We start from the raw sequence: 16,395 nt of genomic DNA, 5'->3' as shown, positions 1-16,395 counted from the left end.
GCCGTCGCATGCTGCATTGGTGACTCGTGCATGCGCGATTTTCGGGCAATCGGCAATGGGCATTGCCCGATCATGGTGCATGGCGCGGATTGACCGCGCCGCATCAAATCAGTACCATTTTAGTCCCGATTCAAACCGTCAGGCCCGAGCGTATCCATGCTCCGCGTCAGCCGACTTACCGATTACGCCACCGTGGTGATGACCTGCATCGCCGCGCACCCGACCGACGTGCTCAGCACGGCGCAGATCGCCGACGAGACGCACCTGGAATTGCCGACGGTAAGCAAGCTGCTGAAGGCGCTCAGTCACGCCACGCTGGTCGAGTCGTTCCGCGGCGTCAACGGCGGTTACCGGCTGGCCCGGCCGGCCAGCGAGATTTCGCTGGCCGAGATCGTCGAGGCGCTGGAAGGCCCGATCGGCATGACCGAATGCAGCGCGGCCGATGGTCAATGCGATCGCGAATCGCAGTGCGGCGTGCGCGGTAGCTGGCAGCGGGTCAACAGCGTGTTGGACAACGCGCTGCGCGCGGTCAGTCTGGCTGAAATGCTCAAACCGGCGCAGCCGGGCCGAAAGATTGCGGTCACCGTGAGAACCGGCGAGGCTACCACCGAATGAACAGCAGCATGATCAACGAAAGCAGCACCAGCACCACGCTCCGTGACAACGCCGAAGTGGCCGAGGTCCTTGGCCGCAGCTACGCGGCCGGCTTCGTCACCGATATCGAGATGACCAGCCTGCCGCCTGGCCTGGACGAGGGCACCATCCGCGCGCTGTCCGCGATCAAGCAGGAGCCGTCTTGGATGACCGAGTGGCGGCTTGAGGCGTACCGCCATTGGCTGACCATGCCGAAACCGGACTGGGCCAAGCTCAACATCGATCCGATCGACTATCAGGCGATCAGCTACTACGCCGCGCCCAAGGCAGGCCCGAAGTCGCTGGCCGAAGTCGATCCGGCGCTGCTGGAAACCTACGAGAAGCTGGGTATCCCGCTGCACGAGCGCGCAGCACTGGCCGGCGTGGCGGTGGATGCGGTATTCGACTCGGTCTCGGTCGGCACCACCTTCCGCAAGCAGCTGGCCGAAGCCGGCGTGCTGTTCTGTTCCATGAGCGAGGCGATCCGCGAATATCCCGAGCTGGTGCAGAAATACCTGGGCAGCGTGGTGCCCACCGGCGACAACTTCTTCGCCGCGCTGAACTCGGCGGTGTTCTCCGACGGCAGCTTCGTATTCATTCCGAAGGGCGTGCGCTGCCCGATGGAACTGTCCACTTACTTCCGCATCAATGCGCAGAACACCGGCCAGTTCGAACGCACCCTGATCGTGGCCGAAGAGGGCAGCCACGTCTCCTACCTGGAAGGCTGCACCGCGCCGAAGCGCGACGAGAACCAGCTGCACGCAGCGGTGGTCGAGCTGGTCGCGCTGGAAAAGGCGCAGATCAAATACTCCACCGTGCAAAACTGGTATCCCGGTGACGAGAACGGCGTGGGCGGCATCTACAACTTCGTGACCAAGCGCGGCGACTGCCGAGGCGATGATTCGAAGATCAGCTGGACCCAGGTCGAAACCGGTTCGGCGATTACCTGGAAATACCCCAGCGTGATCTTGCGCGGCGACCGTTCGGTCGGCGAGTTTTATTCAGTGGCGCTGACCCATCACTACCAGCAGGCCGATACCGGCACCAAGATGATCCACCTCGGCAAGTACACCAAGTCGAAGATCGTCTCCAAGGGCATCAGCGCTGGGCGCAGCTCCAACAGTTATCGCGGTCTGGTCAAGATGGAGAAGGGTGCCGAGGGCGCACGCAACTATACCCAGTGCGATTCGCTGCTGATCGGCAAACAGTGCGGCGCGCACACCTTTCCGTACATGGAAGTGAAGAATCCGACAGCGATCGTCGAACACGAAGCCACCACCTCGAAGATCTCCGACGACCAGATGTTCTACTGCCGCTCGCGCGGCGTTAGCGAGGAAGACGCCGTGTCGATGATCGTCGACGGCTTCTGCAAGCAGGTGTTTCGCGAACTGCCGATGGAGTTCGCGGTGGAGGCGAAGAAGCTGCTCGAGGTATCGCTGGAAGGCGCGGTGGGATGAGGCCGATTTATCGAATTTTGATATGCATCATGTTCGCGGGACTCGCCGGTTGCGTGCCGTGGCCGCATCACTACCTGACCGCACCGCGGATTGCCGGCACGATCGTCAAGGCAGGCCAACCCGTGGCGGGTGTGCGTATACAACTGGCCGATGTGATGGATGAATCCGGCGAGACGGCTTCCACCGCAAAGAAGCTGGAGGTTGTCACCGATGCGCAGGGGCATTTCACGGTGGGGCCGATTCGTCGGTTCGCATGGAGCGCTCACGTACCGGTTCTGACCGTCACGCTGAACACCGTGCCATGGGGACTGCGACTGTCGACGGATGGTCAGTCCTTTCGAGCAGGCTGGCTGTCGGATCCCACGTTGTTCGGTGAAGTATTGAACGTCCCCGTCGTTGCCACGTGTGATTTGAATGCGGCAAGCAAATCCAGTGTCATCGCGGGTTACAAATCTCTGGTAGGCAACGGGCCGTGCACGCTGACGGCGGAATCGAAGAAATGAGCATGCTGAAAATCGAAAACCTGCACGCCCGCGTCGAGGGCAAGGAAATCCTCAAGGGGCTCAGCCTCACCGTGAATGCGGGCGAGGTGCACGCGATCATGGGACCGAACGGCGCCGGCAAGTCGACGCTGGGCAATGTGCTCTCCGGCCGCGACGGCTATGAGGTGACCGCGGGCACGGTGACCTACAACGGCATCGACCTGCTGGCGCTGGCGCCGGAGGCGCGTGCTGCCGCTGGCGTGTTCCTGGCGTTCCAGTACCCGGTGGAGATTCCCGGCGTCAACAACACCTACTTCCTGCGCGCGGCGTTCAATGCGCAGCGCAAGGGGCGTGGCGAGAAGGAGCTGGATTCCATGCAGTTCCTCAAGCTGGTGCGTGAGAAACTCAAGATAATGCAGATCTCCGACGAGCTGCTGCACCGTGCGGTCAACGAAGGTTTCTCCGGCGGGGAGAAGAAGCGCAACGAGATCTTCCAGATGGCTGTGCTCGAACCACAGCTGGCGATCCTCGACGAGACCGATTCGGGCCTGGACATCGATGCGCTGAAACAGGTCGCGCAGGGCGTCAACACGCTGCGCTCGCCGGATCGCGCGTTCCTGATGATCACCCATTACCAGCGCCTGCTCGACTACGTGGTGCCGGATTTCGTGCACGTACTGGCCGATGGTCGCATCGTCGAGAGCGGTGACAAGTCGCTGGCGCTGAAGCTGGAAGAACACGGTTACGCTGGCATCGCCGCAAGCCATCCGGCGGACCCGCGTCAAGCAGGAGCCGCGGCATGAGCCAGTCGGCATCCTTGCCGTTGGTCGCCTCGTTGCTGGACGCGCCGTTGCCGGTCAGCGGCATCGCCTGGCTGGATGCGGTGCGGCGAGAGAATCGCGCGGCGTTCGCCGCCAGCGGCTTGCCCGACACGCGGGTGGAGGCGTGGAAGTACACCACGCTGCGCGGGCTCGGTCAGCGCAGTTTCGCCAGCGGCGATACCGATGCGCAGACGCGCGTGGTCGATGCGTCGTTGCTGGCCTTGCCCGGTGTCGATGGCGCGCGATTGGTCTTCGTCAACGGCGCGTTTCGTGCCGATCTTTCAGTGCTCGACAACCTGCCTGCCGGGCTCTCGCTGCAGCCGTTGTCGCAAGTGCTGCGCGGTGATGCGGAGCCGTTGCGCTTCGCGCTGTCGTGGCCGGCTCCGGTCAGGCATGCGGGTGAGGTGGGCGATGCATTTGCGCGGGTCAATGCGGCCAGCGCCGGCGATGGCGTGGTCCTGCGTGTTGCAGCCCATGCAAAAATCAGCGTGCCGGTGCAGCTGGTGTTTGTCGGTGCCGCCGCCGAAGCCGATCTGGCCTGGCATGCACGCAACGTGATCGAACTGGGCGAGGGCGCTGAGCTGACCCTGGTCGAACAGCACGTGGCCAGCGGTGAACAGGCTCATCTGGCCACGCTGGTCAGCGACATCGAATTGCGCGAGGGCGCGCAGCTGCATCACACCGTGCTGCAGCATGCCGCGATTGGCGTGAGCCTGGTTCGCCGCGACAATGTGCGCCTGCGCGCCCGTGCCCGCGCCACGCTGCATGTGCTGGAGCTTGGCGGCGCACTGGTGCGCCACGACCTGCAGGCCGAGCTGATCGGCGACGACGCGCAATTCCACACCCGCGGCGTGTTCATGCCGCACGGTCGTCAGCATATCGACACCCAGCTGGCGATCCGCCATCAGGCGTTGAACACCATTTCCACCTCGAACTGGCGCGGCGTCGCCAATGACCGCGCGCGCGGGGTGTTTCGCGGCGCGATCGTGGTGGCGCCTGGCGCCGACGGCAGCGATGCCAGTCTCAGCAACAAGAACCTGCTGTTGTCGCCCGGCGCCGAGATCGACACCAAGCCGGAACTGGAAATCTATGCCGACGAGGTGAAGGCCGCGCACGGCGCCACCGTCGGCCAACTCGACGAGCGTTCGCTGTTCTACCTGCGCTCGCGCGGTATTCCGCTGGCAGAGGCACGCGCGTTGCTGACGGCGGCATTCTGCCGAGCGGTGCTGGACGATCTGCCGAACAAGGCATTGCGCGAACATCTGTCCGCCATGCTGGTCGGGCAATTGCCGGATGCCTGATCCTGCTTCCAGCGATGCCGGAGCTGCCGTAAAACCTTCTCCCCCTGCGGGGAGGGGGCAGAGGTGAGGGGCCACTCTCGCGCCAACCACATCGAAGCGAACACGCCATGACGAATGCCTCAACCACCCCTACGGTCTTCGACGTCCAGCGCATCCGCGCGGATTTCCCGCTGCTCACGCGCAGCGTGCACGGCAAGCCGCTGGTGTATCTCGACAACGCCAACACCAGCCAGAAGCCGGAGTCGGTGATCGAGGCGGTGAATGCACACTACCGCGAGCACAACGCGAACGTGGCGCGCGCGGTGCATCAGCTGGGCGAGGAAGCCACAGCCGCCTATGAGGGCGCCCGCGACAAGCTGGCGCGCTTCATCAACGCGCCGTCGCGCAACGAATTGATCCTGACCTCGGGCACCACCCAGTCGGTCAACCTGGTCGCCTACAGCTACGCGCTGCCGCGGCTGCAGCCCGGCGACAGCATCCTCACCACGGTGATGGAACACCACGCCAACATCGTGCCGTGGCAGCTGGTCGCCGCGCGCAGCGGCGCCACGGTCAAGGCGGCACCGATCGACGAGCGTGGCGAGCTGATCGTCGAGAAGTACATCGAGATGCTGACGCCGGACGTGAAGCTGGCCTGCGTCACCCATGTCTCGAACGTGCTGGGCACGGTCAATCCGGTGCGCGAGATCGCGCGCGAATGCAAAAAACGCGGCATCGCGCTGCTGGTCGACGGCTCGCAGGCCGTGCCGCACCGGCCGGTCGACGTGCAAGCGCTGGGTTGCGATTTCTATGCGATCACCGGGCACAAGATGCTCGGCCCGACCGGCACCGGTGCGCTGTGGGCAAGGCGCGAACATCTGGAAGCGATGCCGCCGTTCTTCGGCGGCGGCGAGATGATCCGCGAGGTACGCTTCAGCGGCACCACGTTCGCCGCGCCGCCGCACAAGTTCGAGGCCGGCACACCGAACATTGCCGGCTTCGTCGGTCTGGCGGCGGCGATCGACTATTACGAATCGGTGGGTTTCGCGGCGATCCATGCATGGGAGCAGAACCTGCTTGCCTATGTCACCGAAAGGTTGCGCGAGATCCCCGGGCTGCGCATCTTCGGCGAGGCGGCCGAGAAGGAACCGGTGATCTCATTCCTGCTCGAAGGCGCCCAAGCCAGCGACATGGCCACCCTGCTCGACCTGCAGGGCGTTGCTGTGCGCTCCGGCCATCATTGCGCGCATCCGCTGATGCAATTCTACGGCGTGCCTGCCACGCTGCGCGCATCGCTGGCGTTCTACAACACGCGCGAGGAGATCGACGCGTTCATCGTCGCGCTGCTCAAGGTGCGCAAGCTGCTGATGTGAACCGGGGTCGGAAGGTCGAATGGTTCCGTCGTCGCGGGCAGGGCATTATCCTGCCGGTATTCTCACCGCCGACTGATCCCATGTTCGCCACGTTCCCCGGCCTGATCCGCATCCCGCTCGCGCTGCTGTTGCTGGCGATCAACATCGTGCTGCACGTGGTGCTGTTGTTCGCGTTCACCCTGTTCAAGGTGATCCTGCCGATCCGTGCGGTGCGGCTGGCCTGTTCACGCGTGCTGGTGGTCATCGCGGAGAGCTGGATCGGCGTCAACAACCGACTGTTCGACGTATTCACCCGCACGCGTTGGCAAGTCGACGGACTCGATGGCCTGCGTCGCGACGGCAACTATCTGGTGCTGTGCAATCACCAGAGCTGGGTGGATATCCCGGTGTTGCAGAAGGTGTTCAATCGGCGCATCCCGTTTCTGCGTTTCTTCCTCAAGCAGCAGCTGATCTGGGTGCCGTTGCTGGGGCAGGCATGGTGGGCGCTGGATTTCCCGTTCATGAAACGCTATTCGAGGGAAACCCTGATCAGACATCCCGAGCTGCAGGGCAAGGACAGGGAAGCGACCCGGCTTGCCTGCGAGAAATTCCGCCATATGCCGGTATCGGTGATGAACTTTGCCGAAGGCACCCGCTTCACGCCGGCCAAGCATGACGCGCAGTCTTCGCCATACCGGTATCTGCTGCGGCCCAAGGCGGGCGGCGTGGCGTTCGTGCTGGACGCGATGGGCGATGCGCTGCATGCGATTCTCGACGTCACCATCGTCTATCCGGAGGGTCCGTGCACGATGATGGACCTGATTGCCGGGCGCGTGCACGATATCCGCGTGCATGTCCGCGAGCTCCCGATCGAGGCCGGATTGACTGGCAGTTACGACGAAGACGCAGCGTTTCGCGGGCGCATCAAACGGTGGGTGAACACACTGTGGAGCGAAAAGGATGCCCAGGCGGCACGCATGCACATGGCGACAGAACCCGCACCGAAAGGAGATTGATCCATGCGTATTCTGATTGTTGGCGCAGGTGCCACCGGGGGTTATTTCGGCGGGCGTTTGCTGCAACATGGGCGCGACGTGACATTTCTGGTGCGCGAGCAGCGCGCGGCGCAGCTGGCACGCACCGGCTTGGTGATCCGCAGCGCCAGCGGCGATGCGCAGCTGCCGGCACCGCGAACCGTGCTGGCATCGGAGTTGCGTCAGCCGTACGACCTGATCCTGCTGAGCTGCAAGGCGTACGGGCTCGAACAGGCGATGGCCGACGTGGCGCCGGCAGTCGGCCCGCACACGGCGATCCTGCCGCTGCTGAATGGCATGCGTCAGCTCGATCTGCTGGATGCGCGATTCGGGGCGCCGCATGTGCTGGGCGGGCAATGCGTGATCGCCGCCACGCTGGACGCGCAAGGCGCCGTGCAGCACCTCAACCAGTCGCACAGCCTCACCTTCGGCGAGCGCGACGGTAGTGCTTCCGAACGCATGCAGCGGATCACATCGAACCTGACTGACTCCGGTTTTGACGCGCGACCCAGTGCAACGATCCTGCAGGACATGTGGGACAAGTGGATCTTCCTTGCGTCGCTGGCCGGGATCACCTGCCTGCTGCGCGGATCGGTCGGCAGCATCGCCGCCGCGCCGGGCGGCAGCGCGGCGGCGCTTGCCCTGCTGGAGGAATGCCGGGCGGTGGCGGAGCACGCTGGCCATGCGCCGGGCGAGGCGACACTGCAACGTGCCCGTCATGTGCTGACCGAGGCGGGCTCGACCCTGACCGCGTCGATGCTGCGCGACCTCCAGCATGGTCACGCCATCGAGGCCGATCACGTGGTCGGCGACATGCTGGCCCGCGCCGATCCGCAACACGCCGCACCCGTGCTGTTGTCGGTCGTATATGCCCACCTGAAAGTCTACGAGGCTGGCCGGATGGGCGAGCAGCGAGCCTGATGCATCTGCACTTGCGGCAGATCATGGTGAGCAGGCACAGCGGCCATTATGATTCGCGCATGAGCATACAAAACCCTCCTGTGTTTCGCGCGGCCGAAGCCGCCGACATTGCTGCCATCGTGGCGTTGGTCGAGTCGGCCTATCGGGGCGAGTCCGGTTTGCGCGGCTGGACCACCGAATCACACTTGCTCGATGGCCGGCGTACCGACGCGGCCGATGTCGGCGCACTGATCGGGCGCCCCGACAGCCGCTTGCTGCTGGCCGAATGCGGCGGTCGACTCATGGCCAGCTGCCATGTCGAGCGGCAGGGCGAGGCCGGCTATTTCGGCATGTTCGCGGTCGATCCGGGCGAGCAGGGCGGTGGCCTGGGCAAACACGTGCTGGCCGAGGCCGAGCGCATCGCGCGCGAGGAATGGCATTGCCGCGCCATGCGCATGACGGTGATCGTGCAGCGTGAGGAGCTGATTGCCTGGTATGGCCGGCGCGGCTATCGGCGCACCGGCGAGTACCAGCCGTTTCCGTATGGTGACGAGCGCTTTGGCATCCCGCGGCGCGACGATCTGCGCTTCGAGGTGCTGCTCAAGGAGTTCGCCGGAATCACGCCATGAACGGCTGGGTCAGGGTCGGCACCCGCAGCGAGCTCCTGCCGGGCGAGTACAAGGTGGTGTGGGATGGCGATACGCCGATCGCGGTGTACAACATCGATGGTGCCCTGTACGCGGTCGAGGACACCTGCACGCACGATGGCGGCGACCTGGCTGGCGGCGAGGTGTTCGGTTTCGAAGTCGAGTGTCCGCGTCACGGTGCGCGTTTCGACCTGCGCACCGGCGCGGTGACGAAACCGCCGGCGTACGAACCGATCGCCAGCTTTCCGGTGCGTGAGGAAGACGGTGCGATCTGGACCCGCGACGACCGCTGATATGCTGCGCACCGCGATGCTGGACTGACGCGTCGACAACAAGGGGGCGGAATGACTTATCGATGGCGGGCGCTGCTGGCGTTCGTGGTGCTGTGGCTGCTGTACCAGGCAGCCGAAGGCGTAGGTGAGCGCTGGTTGCATAGTTTTGCGGTGCAGGCCGGGCTGATGCTGGCTTGCGCGGTGATGGCGTGGCCGCTGTCGCGCTGGCTCGGTTACCGCGGTTACGCGGCGTATGCCCTGGCCGCTGGCAACGGCTTGCGCTGGTGGTTGCCCGGCGGCCTGTTGCTGGCCGTGCTGGCAAAGTTTGGCGCGGTGTGGCTTGGCCTGCATCTGGGCGTCTATACGGCCGACGCGCCGGCGGCGACAGGCGGACTCGTTGTCGTGCTGACGGCGTTGCCGCTGCTGTTGCTGTCCACCTTCGTGGCATCGCTGGCCGAGGATATCCTCACCCGCGGTTTCTGGTATCGCGCTGCCGGTTTGCGTTGGCGCAGCGGCCCGGTGTTCGTGCTGGCGTCCAGCGCGATCTATGTACTCAATCACATCTACCGGTTGGGCAACGGGCCGCTGGAATGGTTGATGTTGTTCTGCTTCGGGCTGGCTTACGCGACGGCACTGTGGCGCAGCGGCAGCTTGTGGGCCGCTGTGGGATTGCACTGGGGCTGGAACCTCGGCAATGGCCTGCTCACTGGTCTCATGCCGGCCTCGGTGGTGGATGCCCGCGCGGCTGCCGGCCTGTCGATGGGTGCCCACCTGTTGTTCTTGCTGCTGGTACTCGCGTTGCCGAAAACGCGCGCGGGCTCACAGGTGATAGACGACCGCCAGTGACTCGGACAGCTGCGTGCGCGAGCCGTAGCGGGTGACCAGCGGACTGTCGGCGGCGCCGCCGAGCAGGCGTCCGTAGACCAGCACCAGCGCCACGCCGGTGTGCTTGCTGGTGGGCAGGAACAGGTCGTACTCCAGCGACGCGAGCTGGCTGCCGGCGCCGGGTTGCCATGGCGGAACCGACAAGGCGTGCGCGGCTGGTGGGTCGACGCCGAAGAAGCGGTTCATCGCCGGCGCGTTCATCGCCTGCCAGTGCAGCGCGACGGAATGTTCCAGCAGGCCGATCGATGGCAGATCCCATTCGGCATACAGCTCGAGATAGGCGCCGGCGCCATTGATGTCATGGCTGAGGCTGCCGCCCACGTCGAGCTGCCGGCTGAGCTGCCATTCCAGGTAGCCGCCGAGATTGATGCGCGGCGGCAGCGAGCCGATCTTTCCGCGCAGGCTGCCGAGATCGCCGCGCTGGCGCCCCCATTGGTAATCGCCATAGATGCCGCCATGCCAGGCGGTGCCGCGAATCAGGTCGATCCGCAATCCATCCAGCGTGGAGAAGCTGCCGCGACCAGGCAGTTCGATGTCCAGGTACGGCACCGGCTCGCTGTGCTGGTTCTTCGCGCCGGGCCAGCTGGGCATGCGCTGCATGCCGGCACCGATCGCCAGCACGGCAGGGTCGGTGGCTGCGATGCAGCGCAGCGGCCACAGCAGGCATGCTGCCAGCAGCAGGCAAAGTCGCAGCAGGGGGCGGTGGTCGACGGACATGGAGCAGCAGCATAGGCGTAGTCGGCGTGCTTCGGTGGACCGCGGAGCGCGCGTACTCAGCATCCGTTCGGGAAGGGGAAAGGGCGCCGAAAGACAGCTTTTCTACCCTGTCGGGTATCGTCATTCGAGTGTGCTGTCGATGTCCGTGTCTGGCTGGACCATTTTGTGTGATTTCGACGGCACCATTTCCGTCGAGGACGTGATCGACTCGCTGCTCGATCGTTTCGGCCGCCCCGGCTGGGAGGTGCTGGAACAGGACTGGCGCGCCGGCCGCATCGGTTCGCGCGAATGCATGGCAGGGCAGGTCGACCTGTTGCAGATGACCCGGGAGGAACTGGATACCCATCTGGCCGGTCTGTGGATCGATCACGCGTTCCCCGGTTTCGTGGCAAAGGCGCGTGAGTTGAACGTGCCTATTCGCGTGGTCAGCGACGGTCTCGACTATGCGATCCACCAGATCCTTGGCCGCTATGGTCTGGATGGTCTGCCGCTGGCGGCGAATCATCTCGCGCCGGCGCAGCCGCCGAAGCAGTGGCAGCTGACCTCGCCGTTCCAGGCCGATGGGTGCCGCAGCGGCACGTGCAAATGCGCTTGCGTGGCCCAGGCCCGCGAAACCGGTGCGAAGACTTTGCTGATCGGCGATGGCGCGTCGGATTTCTGCGCTGCCGATACCGTCGACTTCGTGTTTGCCAAGCATCGGCTGATCGAGCACTGCCGTGCCGCGGGCATCGACTATGTGCCGATCACCGGCTTCGAGGATGCGCTCGATTTCCTGCCGAAGCTGCTCGACGGCAGCCTGATCAGCCATGCCCATCACGCACCCGCGCTGTCCTGATCGCGCGGCTGCGTTTTCACTCCCTGTTTCCCGAATCCCCGAACAAATCCGGATAGCTCCCATGAAAATCGACAAGACCGCCGCCGGCTTCATCGACGACGCGCAGCTGCTCGCCGACGAGGCGAAGTACAGTTCCTTCGGCGACACCGTGCACTACGTGGACCCGCCGAAGATTTTCCGCCATGGTGAAGGCAGCTACATGTTCGACACCGCCGGTACGCCGTTCCTCGATCTGCAGATGTGGTACTCGGCGGTGAATTTCGGCTACGGCAACCCGCGCCTGAACAATGTGCTGAAGCACCAGATCGACGTGCTGCCGCAGGTGGCCAGCCAGTACCTGCACCAGACCCGCATCGAGCTGGCCAAGACGGTGGCACTGGACGCGAAGAAGAAATTCGGTCTGGATGGCCGCGTGCATTTCAACGTCGGCGGCGCGCAGGCGATCGAGGATTCGCTGAAGATCGTGCGCAACGCCAGCAACGGCAAGAGCCTGATGTTCGCGTTCGAGGGCGGCTACCACGGCCGCACGCTGGGCGCTTCGTCGATCACCTCCAGCTACCGCTATCGCCGCCGCTTCGGCCACTTTGGCGAACGCGCGATGTTCATCCCGTTCCCGTATCCGTTCCGCCGGCCGAAGGGCATGACGCCGGAAGAGTATTCGGACGCCTGCGTGCGCCAGTTCGCGCGCCTGTTCGAGACCGAATACAACGGCGTGTGGGATCCGAAGGTGAAGCAGGCCGAATACGCCGCGTTCTACGTCGAGCCGATCCAGGGCACTGGCGGCTACGTGATCCCGCCGATGAATTTCTTCAAGGACCTGAAGAAGGTGCTCGACCAGTACGGCATCCTGATGGTGGTCGACGAGATCCAGATGGGCTTCTGGCGCACCGGCAAGCTGTGGTCGATCGAGCACTTCGGCGTGACGCCTGACGTGCTGGTGTTCGGCAAGGCGCTGACCAACGGCTTGAACCCGCTGTCCGGGCTGTGGGCACGCGAGGAGCTGATCAATCCGACGATCTTCCCGCCGGGCTCGACCCATTCCACCTTCAACTCCAATCCGCTGGGTACTGCATTGGGTCTCGAAGTGATCAAGATGGGTTACGAGCTGGACTACGAGACCAGCGTGCCGAAGAAGGGCGCGCATTTCCTCGAAGGCCTGCGCGACCTGCAGAAGCGGCACAAGGAAATCGGCGACGTCGACGGGCTTGGCCTGGCGCTGCGCGCCGAGATCTGTACCGAGGATGGCTTTACCCCGAACAAGGCGTTGCTGGACAAGATGGTCGATATCGGCCTGGCGGGCGACCTCGAGCACAACGGCAAGAAGATCGGCCTCGTGCTGGACGTGGGCGGCTGGTACAAGAACGTGATCACGTTCGCGCCGTCGCTGGAGATCACCCATGAGGAGATCGATCTGGCGATTGCCTTGCTCGACCAGCTGCTGACCAAAGCCAAGAAGGGCTGATGTCGGCCGCGCGGAGGTTACGCGCAAAAAGAACCCGGCGACCTGTCGCCGGGTTCTTTGGTTTGTTGCAGGGTGAAATCCGTGAAATGAAAGGGAAGCTAGGGCGCGCGCTTGAGCGCCAATACCGCGTTGAGTCCACCGAACGCGAACGAGTTGCTCAGCACCGCACGCACCGGCATCTCGCGGGCGACATTCGGTACGTAATCCAGATCGCAGGCCGGATCGGCCTGATCCAGGTTCGCCGTGGGCGGCACCACGCTGTCGCGCAAGGCGCCAATCACTGCCACCAGTTCCAACGCGCCGGACGCACCCAGCGCATGGCCATGCATCGACTTGGTCGAGGACACCGCAAGGCGATCGGCATGTGCGCCGAACGCGAGGCGGATCGCCCTGGTCTCGGTGGCATCGTTGGCGAGCGTGCCGGTGCCGTGAGCGTTGATGTAATCGACATCCTGCGGAGTGAGGCCGGCGTCGGCGAGCGCCTGGCGCATCGCGCTGGCCGCACCGTCCGCGCTGGGCATCACGATGTCGGTGGCATCGGCGGTCATGCCGCTGCCAGCCAGCTCGGCGAGGATCGTTGCGCCGCGGGCCTGCGCATGTTCCATCGACTCCAGCACGAAGATGCCGGCGCCCTCGCCGAGCACCAGGCCGCGCCGATTGACACTGAACGGACGGCAGGTATCGTCGGCCAGCACGCGCATCGCTTCCCACGCGCGCAAGGCGCCATACGTGATGCAGGCTTCGGTGCCACCGGTGATGGCGGCATCGGCCATGCCGTAGCGGATCATCATGGCGGCCTGGATGATCGCGTGGTTCGCCGAGGCGCAGGCGCTGGCCACCGCATACGTGGGTCCGCGCAGGCCATACGCGATGCTGATCTGGCTGGCCGAGGCATTCGTCATCAGACGCACGATGGTGAGCGGGTGCGCGCGTTGGGAATTCTCCCCGTACAGACGCTTGCTCTGTTCGTCCTGGGTGGTTTCGCCGCCGACGCCGGTGCCGACCACGACGGCCGTGCGCACGCCGAGTTCGTTCCGGCCGAAGTCCAGCCCGGATTGCGTGATCGCCTCACTTGCCGCATGCAGCGCGAATTCCGAGGTACGGTCGAGCATCGGCAAGACGCGTTCGTCGATATTCGCTGCGGGATCGAAATATGCCGGCACCTGGGCGGCGATTTTCACGCGCAGGCGCTCGGCATCCGGATGGCGCAGCGGGCCGATGCCGCTGCGGCCTTCGCGCAGACCTTGCCACAGCGCCTCGGCGCCGATGCCGAGCGGGCTGATCGCGCCCATGCCAGTGATCACCACGCGGCGCATGGAAACGGTCGGCATTACTTCGATCCTTCGCCGGCAGCGGCCTTGTCGTCGAGCGCCTTCTGCACGGCATCGACCAGGCTCTTCGCCGTGTCGCTGTCGAAGTTGGCGCCTTGCTGGTCGGGGAAGTTGATGTTGAAGTGTTCCTCGATGTCGAAGATCAACTCGATCGCCTCCAGCGATTCGATGCCAAGATCCTTCAGGGTGGACTCGGGCTTGATGGTGGCGATCTCGATCTTGGCCTGCTTGGCGATAAGCTCGAACACTTGCTGCTGGGTCGATTCGTTCATGGCGATCAGGTTCCTGGCTGCAAACGACTATGTTATGCCCCAATCAGTCTAGGCAAGCCAGCTTACTCATGCCTTTCATTTCGCAACTGGAACCGGATGCACTGCTCGCGCATTTCATGGCGCAGCCACCGGTTGGTTTCACGGTGCAGCTGTCGCCGCAGGGGATGCCGAGCTTCCTGGCGCCGTTCGACCTGCTGACCACGGCGGACGACGCGCTGCGCCGCCGCGTGACTCGCCTGCCGCTGTACCGCCTGTGGGGACGCCTGCTGCGCTGGCGCACGCGCTTCGCCGGTACCACCGTGTCCGAATATGCACCGTTGCCCCCGGGCGTGCCCCCGGACGCACTGGCACAAGGCCTCAAGGCGGCTTATGGGCGTGAATGCAGGCTGCTTGTCGTCAAGGATATCGCGCAGGATTCGCCCTTGCTCGACGACGCCGACAATGCGTACGCAAACGCGTTTGCCAGTGCCTGCGAGCGAGCGGGTTATGTCCTGCTGGAAGGGCAGGCGCTGGCATGGGTGTCGATTGATTTCGACTCGACCGATGCGTACCTGGCGCGACTGTCCTCCGGCCGGCGGAAGAACATCCGGCGCAAGCTGCGCTCGCGCACCGATCTCGAGATCGAGATGGTGCCTGCCGGCGATGCACGTTTCGACGACGCGGCCACGCTGGCGGATTTCCAGGCGCTCTTCGACAATGTGTATGCGCAGAGCGAGATCCATTTCGACCGGTTGACCGCGGCGTTCTTTCGCGAGGTACTGCGCGATGGCGGCAGCGGCGGTGTGGTGTTCGTCTATCGCCATGCCGGGCAGATGATCGGCTGGAACCTGTGTTACGAACATGGTGGCAAGCTGATCGACAAATACGTCGGTTTCGCCTATCCGCAGGCGCGCGAACACAACCTGTACTTTGTCAGCTGGATGCACAACCTCGACTACGCGCGGCGACGCGGCCTCACGCAGTACGTGGCCGGCTGGACCGACCCCGAAGTGAAATCCTTCCTCGGTGCGCGCATGACCTTCACCCGACATGCGGTGTATGCGCGCAACCCGCTGTTGCGCGTGCTGCTGCGCCGGCTCGGCCGTCATTTCGAAAGCGATCGTCAGTGGCAGGCGGCAACGGAGGCTACCGATGAGTGATCTGGTGAACCGGCCTGTCGTGCTCGACATCGACCATTCGGTGGGGGCGTTGCCCGACCGGCTGGTGCTGCCGCTGGAACACTGGCAGGAGTCGATCCGGTTCGGCTGCTCGCTGGCGACCATGCGGCGATTCCGTTGCATGCTGGACGAACTGCTGCCGGCGCGATATGGCACGGTATTCACCGGCAGCGGCGACTTCCATCACCTGAGCTGGCCGCTGATCGCGCGACTGACCGCGCCCGCACCCTTCCAGGTCGTGGTGCTCGACAACCATCCGGACAACATGCGCTTTCCGTTTGGCGTGCATTGCGGTTCATGGGTGCGTCGCGTGGCGATGTTGCCGATGGTCAGCCATGTGCACGTACTCGGCATCACTTCGAGCGACATCGGCGCAGGGCACGCGTGGGAGAACTACCTCACACCATTGCTGAGGAAGAAGCTGACTTACTGGAGCATGGGGGTGGATACCGAGTGGGCACGCCGGTTTGGCCTGGCGCACGCGTTTCGCGGTTTCGACACGCCTGCGGCGATGGTCGATGCGTTCATCGAACTGCAACGCGCGCAGCGTATGCCGACCTACCTGTCGATCGACAAGGATGCATTTGCGGCGGAAGTGGCGCACACGAACTGGGACCAGGGCCGGTTGTTGGCCACTCACGCGCTGGCCTTGATCGACAGTCTTCGCAATGGCCTGGTCGGCAGCGACATCAACGGCGAGGTCTCGCATTACCGCTATCGCAGCTGGTGGAAGCGCAAGCTGTCGGCGATGGACGAGCAGCCCGAGATCGATCCGGCGAAGCTGGCCGACTGGCAAGCGCAGCAGCATGCGTTGAATCTGCAGTTGCTGGCGGCGATCGCGGCGCGTTCCGGCTGATT

The 16,395-nt window shown here is 64.4% G+C and carries 18 protein-coding genes; 15 read left to right on the top strand and 3 right to left on the bottom strand.

The window, feature by feature from the left end; translation table 11 throughout:
• The first annotated feature begins 156 nt into the window (after positions 1 to 156).
• The 11 genes from EAH75_RS07670 to EAH75_RS07620 all read left to right on the top strand — a co-directional run bounded on the left by EAH75_RS07670 (position 157) and on the right by EAH75_RS07620 (position 9,724).
• The gene (locus EAH75_RS07670; protein ID WP_140649857.1) at positions 157 to 615 is read left to right on the top strand and encodes an SUF system Fe-S cluster assembly regulator; all 459 of its coding nucleotides are present in this window, start codon (positions 157 to 159) and stop codon (positions 613 to 615) included.
• 8 nt (positions 616 to 623) lie between these two features.
• Positions 624 to 2,090, top strand: coding sequence for a Fe-S cluster assembly protein SufB (gene sufB, locus EAH75_RS07665; RefSeq protein WP_428993493.1), 1,467 nt, complete (start codon positions 624 to 626; stop codon positions 2,088 to 2,090).
• Positions 2,087 to 2,593 (top strand): hypothetical protein, encoded by a 507-nt coding sequence (locus EAH75_RS07660; RefSeq protein ID WP_140649861.1) that lies wholly within the window; start codon positions 2,087 to 2,089, stop codon positions 2,591 to 2,593. The genes sufB and EAH75_RS07660 overlap by 4 nt, the downstream gene beginning before the upstream one ends.
• Before the next feature lie 2 nt (positions 2,594 to 2,595).
• Complete coding sequence (gene sufC / locus EAH75_RS07655; RefSeq protein WP_140650422.1) at positions 2,596 to 3,375, top strand: Fe-S cluster assembly ATPase SufC; 780 nt, start codon at positions 2,596 to 2,598, stop codon at positions 3,373 to 3,375.
• Positions 3,372 to 4,694: a Fe-S cluster assembly protein SufD gene (gene sufD, locus EAH75_RS07650; RefSeq protein WP_140649863.1), complete on the top strand. Its 1,323-nt coding sequence runs from the start codon at positions 3,372 to 3,374 to the stop codon at positions 4,692 to 4,694. Before sufC ends, sufD begins: the two co-directional genes overlap by 4 nt.
• A gap of 107 nt (positions 4,695 to 4,801) precedes the next feature.
• Positions 4,802 to 6,046: a cysteine desulfurase gene (locus tag EAH75_RS07645; RefSeq protein ID WP_140649865.1), complete on the top strand. Its 1,245-nt coding sequence runs from the start codon at positions 4,802 to 4,804 to the stop codon at positions 6,044 to 6,046.
• A gap of 80 nt (positions 6,047 to 6,126) precedes the next feature.
• Positions 6,127 to 7,041 (top strand): acyltransferase, encoded by a 915-nt coding sequence (locus EAH75_RS07640; RefSeq protein WP_140649867.1) that lies wholly within the window; start codon positions 6,127 to 6,129, stop codon positions 7,039 to 7,041.
• Between the two features lie 3 nt (positions 7,042 to 7,044).
• Positions 7,045 to 7,980: a 2-dehydropantoate 2-reductase gene (gene panE / locus EAH75_RS07635; RefSeq protein WP_140649869.1), complete on the top strand. Its 936-nt coding sequence runs from the start codon at positions 7,045 to 7,047 to the stop codon at positions 7,978 to 7,980.
• 59 nt (positions 7,981 to 8,039) lie between these two features.
• A complete protein-coding gene (locus EAH75_RS07630; protein WP_140649871.1) occupies positions 8,040 to 8,588 on the top strand; it encodes a GNAT family N-acetyltransferase in 549 nt (182 codons plus the stop codon).
• On the top strand, positions 8,585 to 8,899 hold the full coding sequence (locus EAH75_RS07625; protein WP_140649873.1) for a non-heme iron oxygenase ferredoxin subunit: 315 nt from the start codon (positions 8,585 to 8,587) through the stop codon (positions 8,897 to 8,899). The genes EAH75_RS07630 and EAH75_RS07625 overlap by 4 nt, the downstream gene beginning before the upstream one ends.
• A gap of 51 nt (positions 8,900 to 8,950) precedes the next feature.
• Positions 8,951 to 9,724 (top strand): CPBP family intramembrane glutamic endopeptidase, encoded by a 774-nt coding sequence (locus EAH75_RS07620; RefSeq protein ID WP_140649875.1) that lies wholly within the window; start codon positions 8,951 to 8,953, stop codon positions 9,722 to 9,724.
• Here EAH75_RS07620 and EAH75_RS07615 read toward each other — a convergent pair.
• Positions 9,698 to 10,480, bottom strand: a complete 783-nt coding sequence (locus EAH75_RS07615) for a MipA/OmpV family protein (RefSeq protein ID WP_140649877.1) — start codon at positions 10,478 to 10,480, stop codon at positions 9,698 to 9,700. The genes EAH75_RS07620 and EAH75_RS07615 overlap by 27 nt on opposite strands.
• Positions 10,481 to 10,619: 139 nt before the next feature.
• Here EAH75_RS07615 and EAH75_RS07610 point away from each other — a divergent pair, with 139 nt between their 5' ends.
• On the top strand, positions 10,620 to 11,315 hold the full coding sequence (locus EAH75_RS07610) for an MtnX-like HAD-IB family phosphatase (protein WP_140649879.1): 696 nt from the start codon (positions 10,620 to 10,622) through the stop codon (positions 11,313 to 11,315).
• 61 nt (positions 11,316 to 11,376) lie between these two features.
• Positions 11,377 to 12,777, top strand: coding sequence for an aspartate aminotransferase family protein (locus EAH75_RS07605; RefSeq protein WP_140649882.1), 1,401 nt, complete (start codon positions 11,377 to 11,379; stop codon positions 12,775 to 12,777).
• Positions 12,778 to 12,875: 98 nt separating this feature from the next.
• On the opposite strand, the gene EAH75_RS07600 is transcribed toward EAH75_RS07605, so the two are convergent.
• Entirely contained in the window at positions 12,876 to 14,108 is a 1,233-nt protein-coding gene (locus tag EAH75_RS07600) for a beta-ketoacyl-[acyl-carrier-protein] synthase family protein (protein WP_140649884.1), read from the bottom strand.
• Entirely contained in the window at positions 14,108 to 14,380 is a 273-nt protein-coding gene (locus tag EAH75_RS07595; RefSeq protein ID WP_140649886.1) for an acyl carrier protein, read from the bottom strand. Before EAH75_RS07595 ends, EAH75_RS07600 begins: the two co-directional genes overlap by 1 nt.
• Positions 14,381 to 14,448: 68 nt before the next feature.
• Here EAH75_RS07595 and EAH75_RS07590 point away from each other — a divergent pair, with 68 nt between their 5' ends.
• Both EAH75_RS07590 and EAH75_RS07585 read left to right on the top strand, forming a co-directional pair.
• A complete protein-coding gene (locus EAH75_RS07590; protein ID WP_140649888.1) occupies positions 14,449 to 15,519 on the top strand; it encodes a peptidogalycan biosysnthesis protein in 1,071 nt (356 codons plus the stop codon).
• On the top strand, positions 15,512 to 16,393 hold the full coding sequence (locus EAH75_RS07585) for a hypothetical protein (RefSeq protein WP_140649890.1): 882 nt from the start codon (positions 15,512 to 15,514) through the stop codon (positions 16,391 to 16,393). The genes EAH75_RS07590 and EAH75_RS07585 overlap by 8 nt, the downstream gene beginning before the upstream one ends.
• Positions 16,394 to 16,395: the final 2 nt, after the last annotated feature.

The organism is Rhodanobacter glycinis, from assembly GCF_006438785.1.
GTDB lineage: Bacteria > Pseudomonadota > Gammaproteobacteria > Xanthomonadales > Rhodanobacteraceae > Rhodanobacter > Rhodanobacter glycinis_A.
The sequence above is the reverse complement of the archived record's forward strand: the minus strand, read 5'-3'. Positions and strand labels throughout refer to the sequence as shown.

Coding starts and splice junctions, on each gene's coding strand:
- EAH75_RS07670 (WP_140649857.1), top strand. CDS start 157: ATGCTCCGCGTCAGCCGACTTACCGATTACGCCACCGTGGTGATGACC.
- sufB (WP_428993493.1), top strand. CDS start 624: ATGATCAACGAAAGCAGCACCAGCACCACGCTCCGTGACAACGCCGAA.
- EAH75_RS07660 (WP_140649861.1), top strand. CDS start 2,087: ATGAGGCCGATTTATCGAATTTTGATATGCATCATGTTCGCGGGACTC.
- sufC (WP_140650422.1), top strand. CDS start 2,596: ATGCTGAAAATCGAAAACCTGCACGCCCGCGTCGAGGGCAAGGAAATC.
- sufD (WP_140649863.1), top strand. CDS start 3,372: ATGAGCCAGTCGGCATCCTTGCCGTTGGTCGCCTCGTTGCTGGACGCG.
- EAH75_RS07645 (WP_140649865.1), top strand. CDS start 4,802: ATGACGAATGCCTCAACCACCCCTACGGTCTTCGACGTCCAGCGCATC.
- EAH75_RS07640 (WP_140649867.1), top strand. CDS start 6,127: ATGTTCGCCACGTTCCCCGGCCTGATCCGCATCCCGCTCGCGCTGCTG.
- panE (WP_140649869.1), top strand. CDS start 7,045: ATGCGTATTCTGATTGTTGGCGCAGGTGCCACCGGGGGTTATTTCGGC.
- EAH75_RS07630 (WP_140649871.1), top strand. CDS start 8,040: ATGAGCATACAAAACCCTCCTGTGTTTCGCGCGGCCGAAGCCGCCGAC.
- EAH75_RS07625 (WP_140649873.1), top strand. CDS start 8,585: ATGAACGGCTGGGTCAGGGTCGGCACCCGCAGCGAGCTCCTGCCGGGC.
- EAH75_RS07620 (WP_140649875.1), top strand. CDS start 8,951: ATGACTTATCGATGGCGGGCGCTGCTGGCGTTCGTGGTGCTGTGGCTG.
- EAH75_RS07615 (WP_140649877.1), bottom strand. CDS start 10,480: ATGTCCGTCGACCACCGCCCCCTGCTGCGACTTTGCCTGCTGCTGGCA.
- EAH75_RS07610 (WP_140649879.1), top strand. CDS start 10,620: ATGTCCGTGTCTGGCTGGACCATTTTGTGTGATTTCGACGGCACCATT.
- EAH75_RS07605 (WP_140649882.1), top strand. CDS start 11,377: ATGAAAATCGACAAGACCGCCGCCGGCTTCATCGACGACGCGCAGCTG.
- EAH75_RS07600 (WP_140649884.1), bottom strand. CDS start 14,108: ATGCCGACCGTTTCCATGCGCCGCGTGGTGATCACTGGCATGGGCGCG.
- EAH75_RS07595 (WP_140649886.1), bottom strand. CDS start 14,380: ATGAACGAATCGACCCAGCAGCAAGTGTTCGAGCTTATCGCCAAGCAG.
- EAH75_RS07590 (WP_140649888.1), top strand. CDS start 14,449: ATGCCTTTCATTTCGCAACTGGAACCGGATGCACTGCTCGCGCATTTC.
- EAH75_RS07585 (WP_140649890.1), top strand. CDS start 15,512: ATGAGTGATCTGGTGAACCGGCCTGTCGTGCTCGACATCGACCATTCG.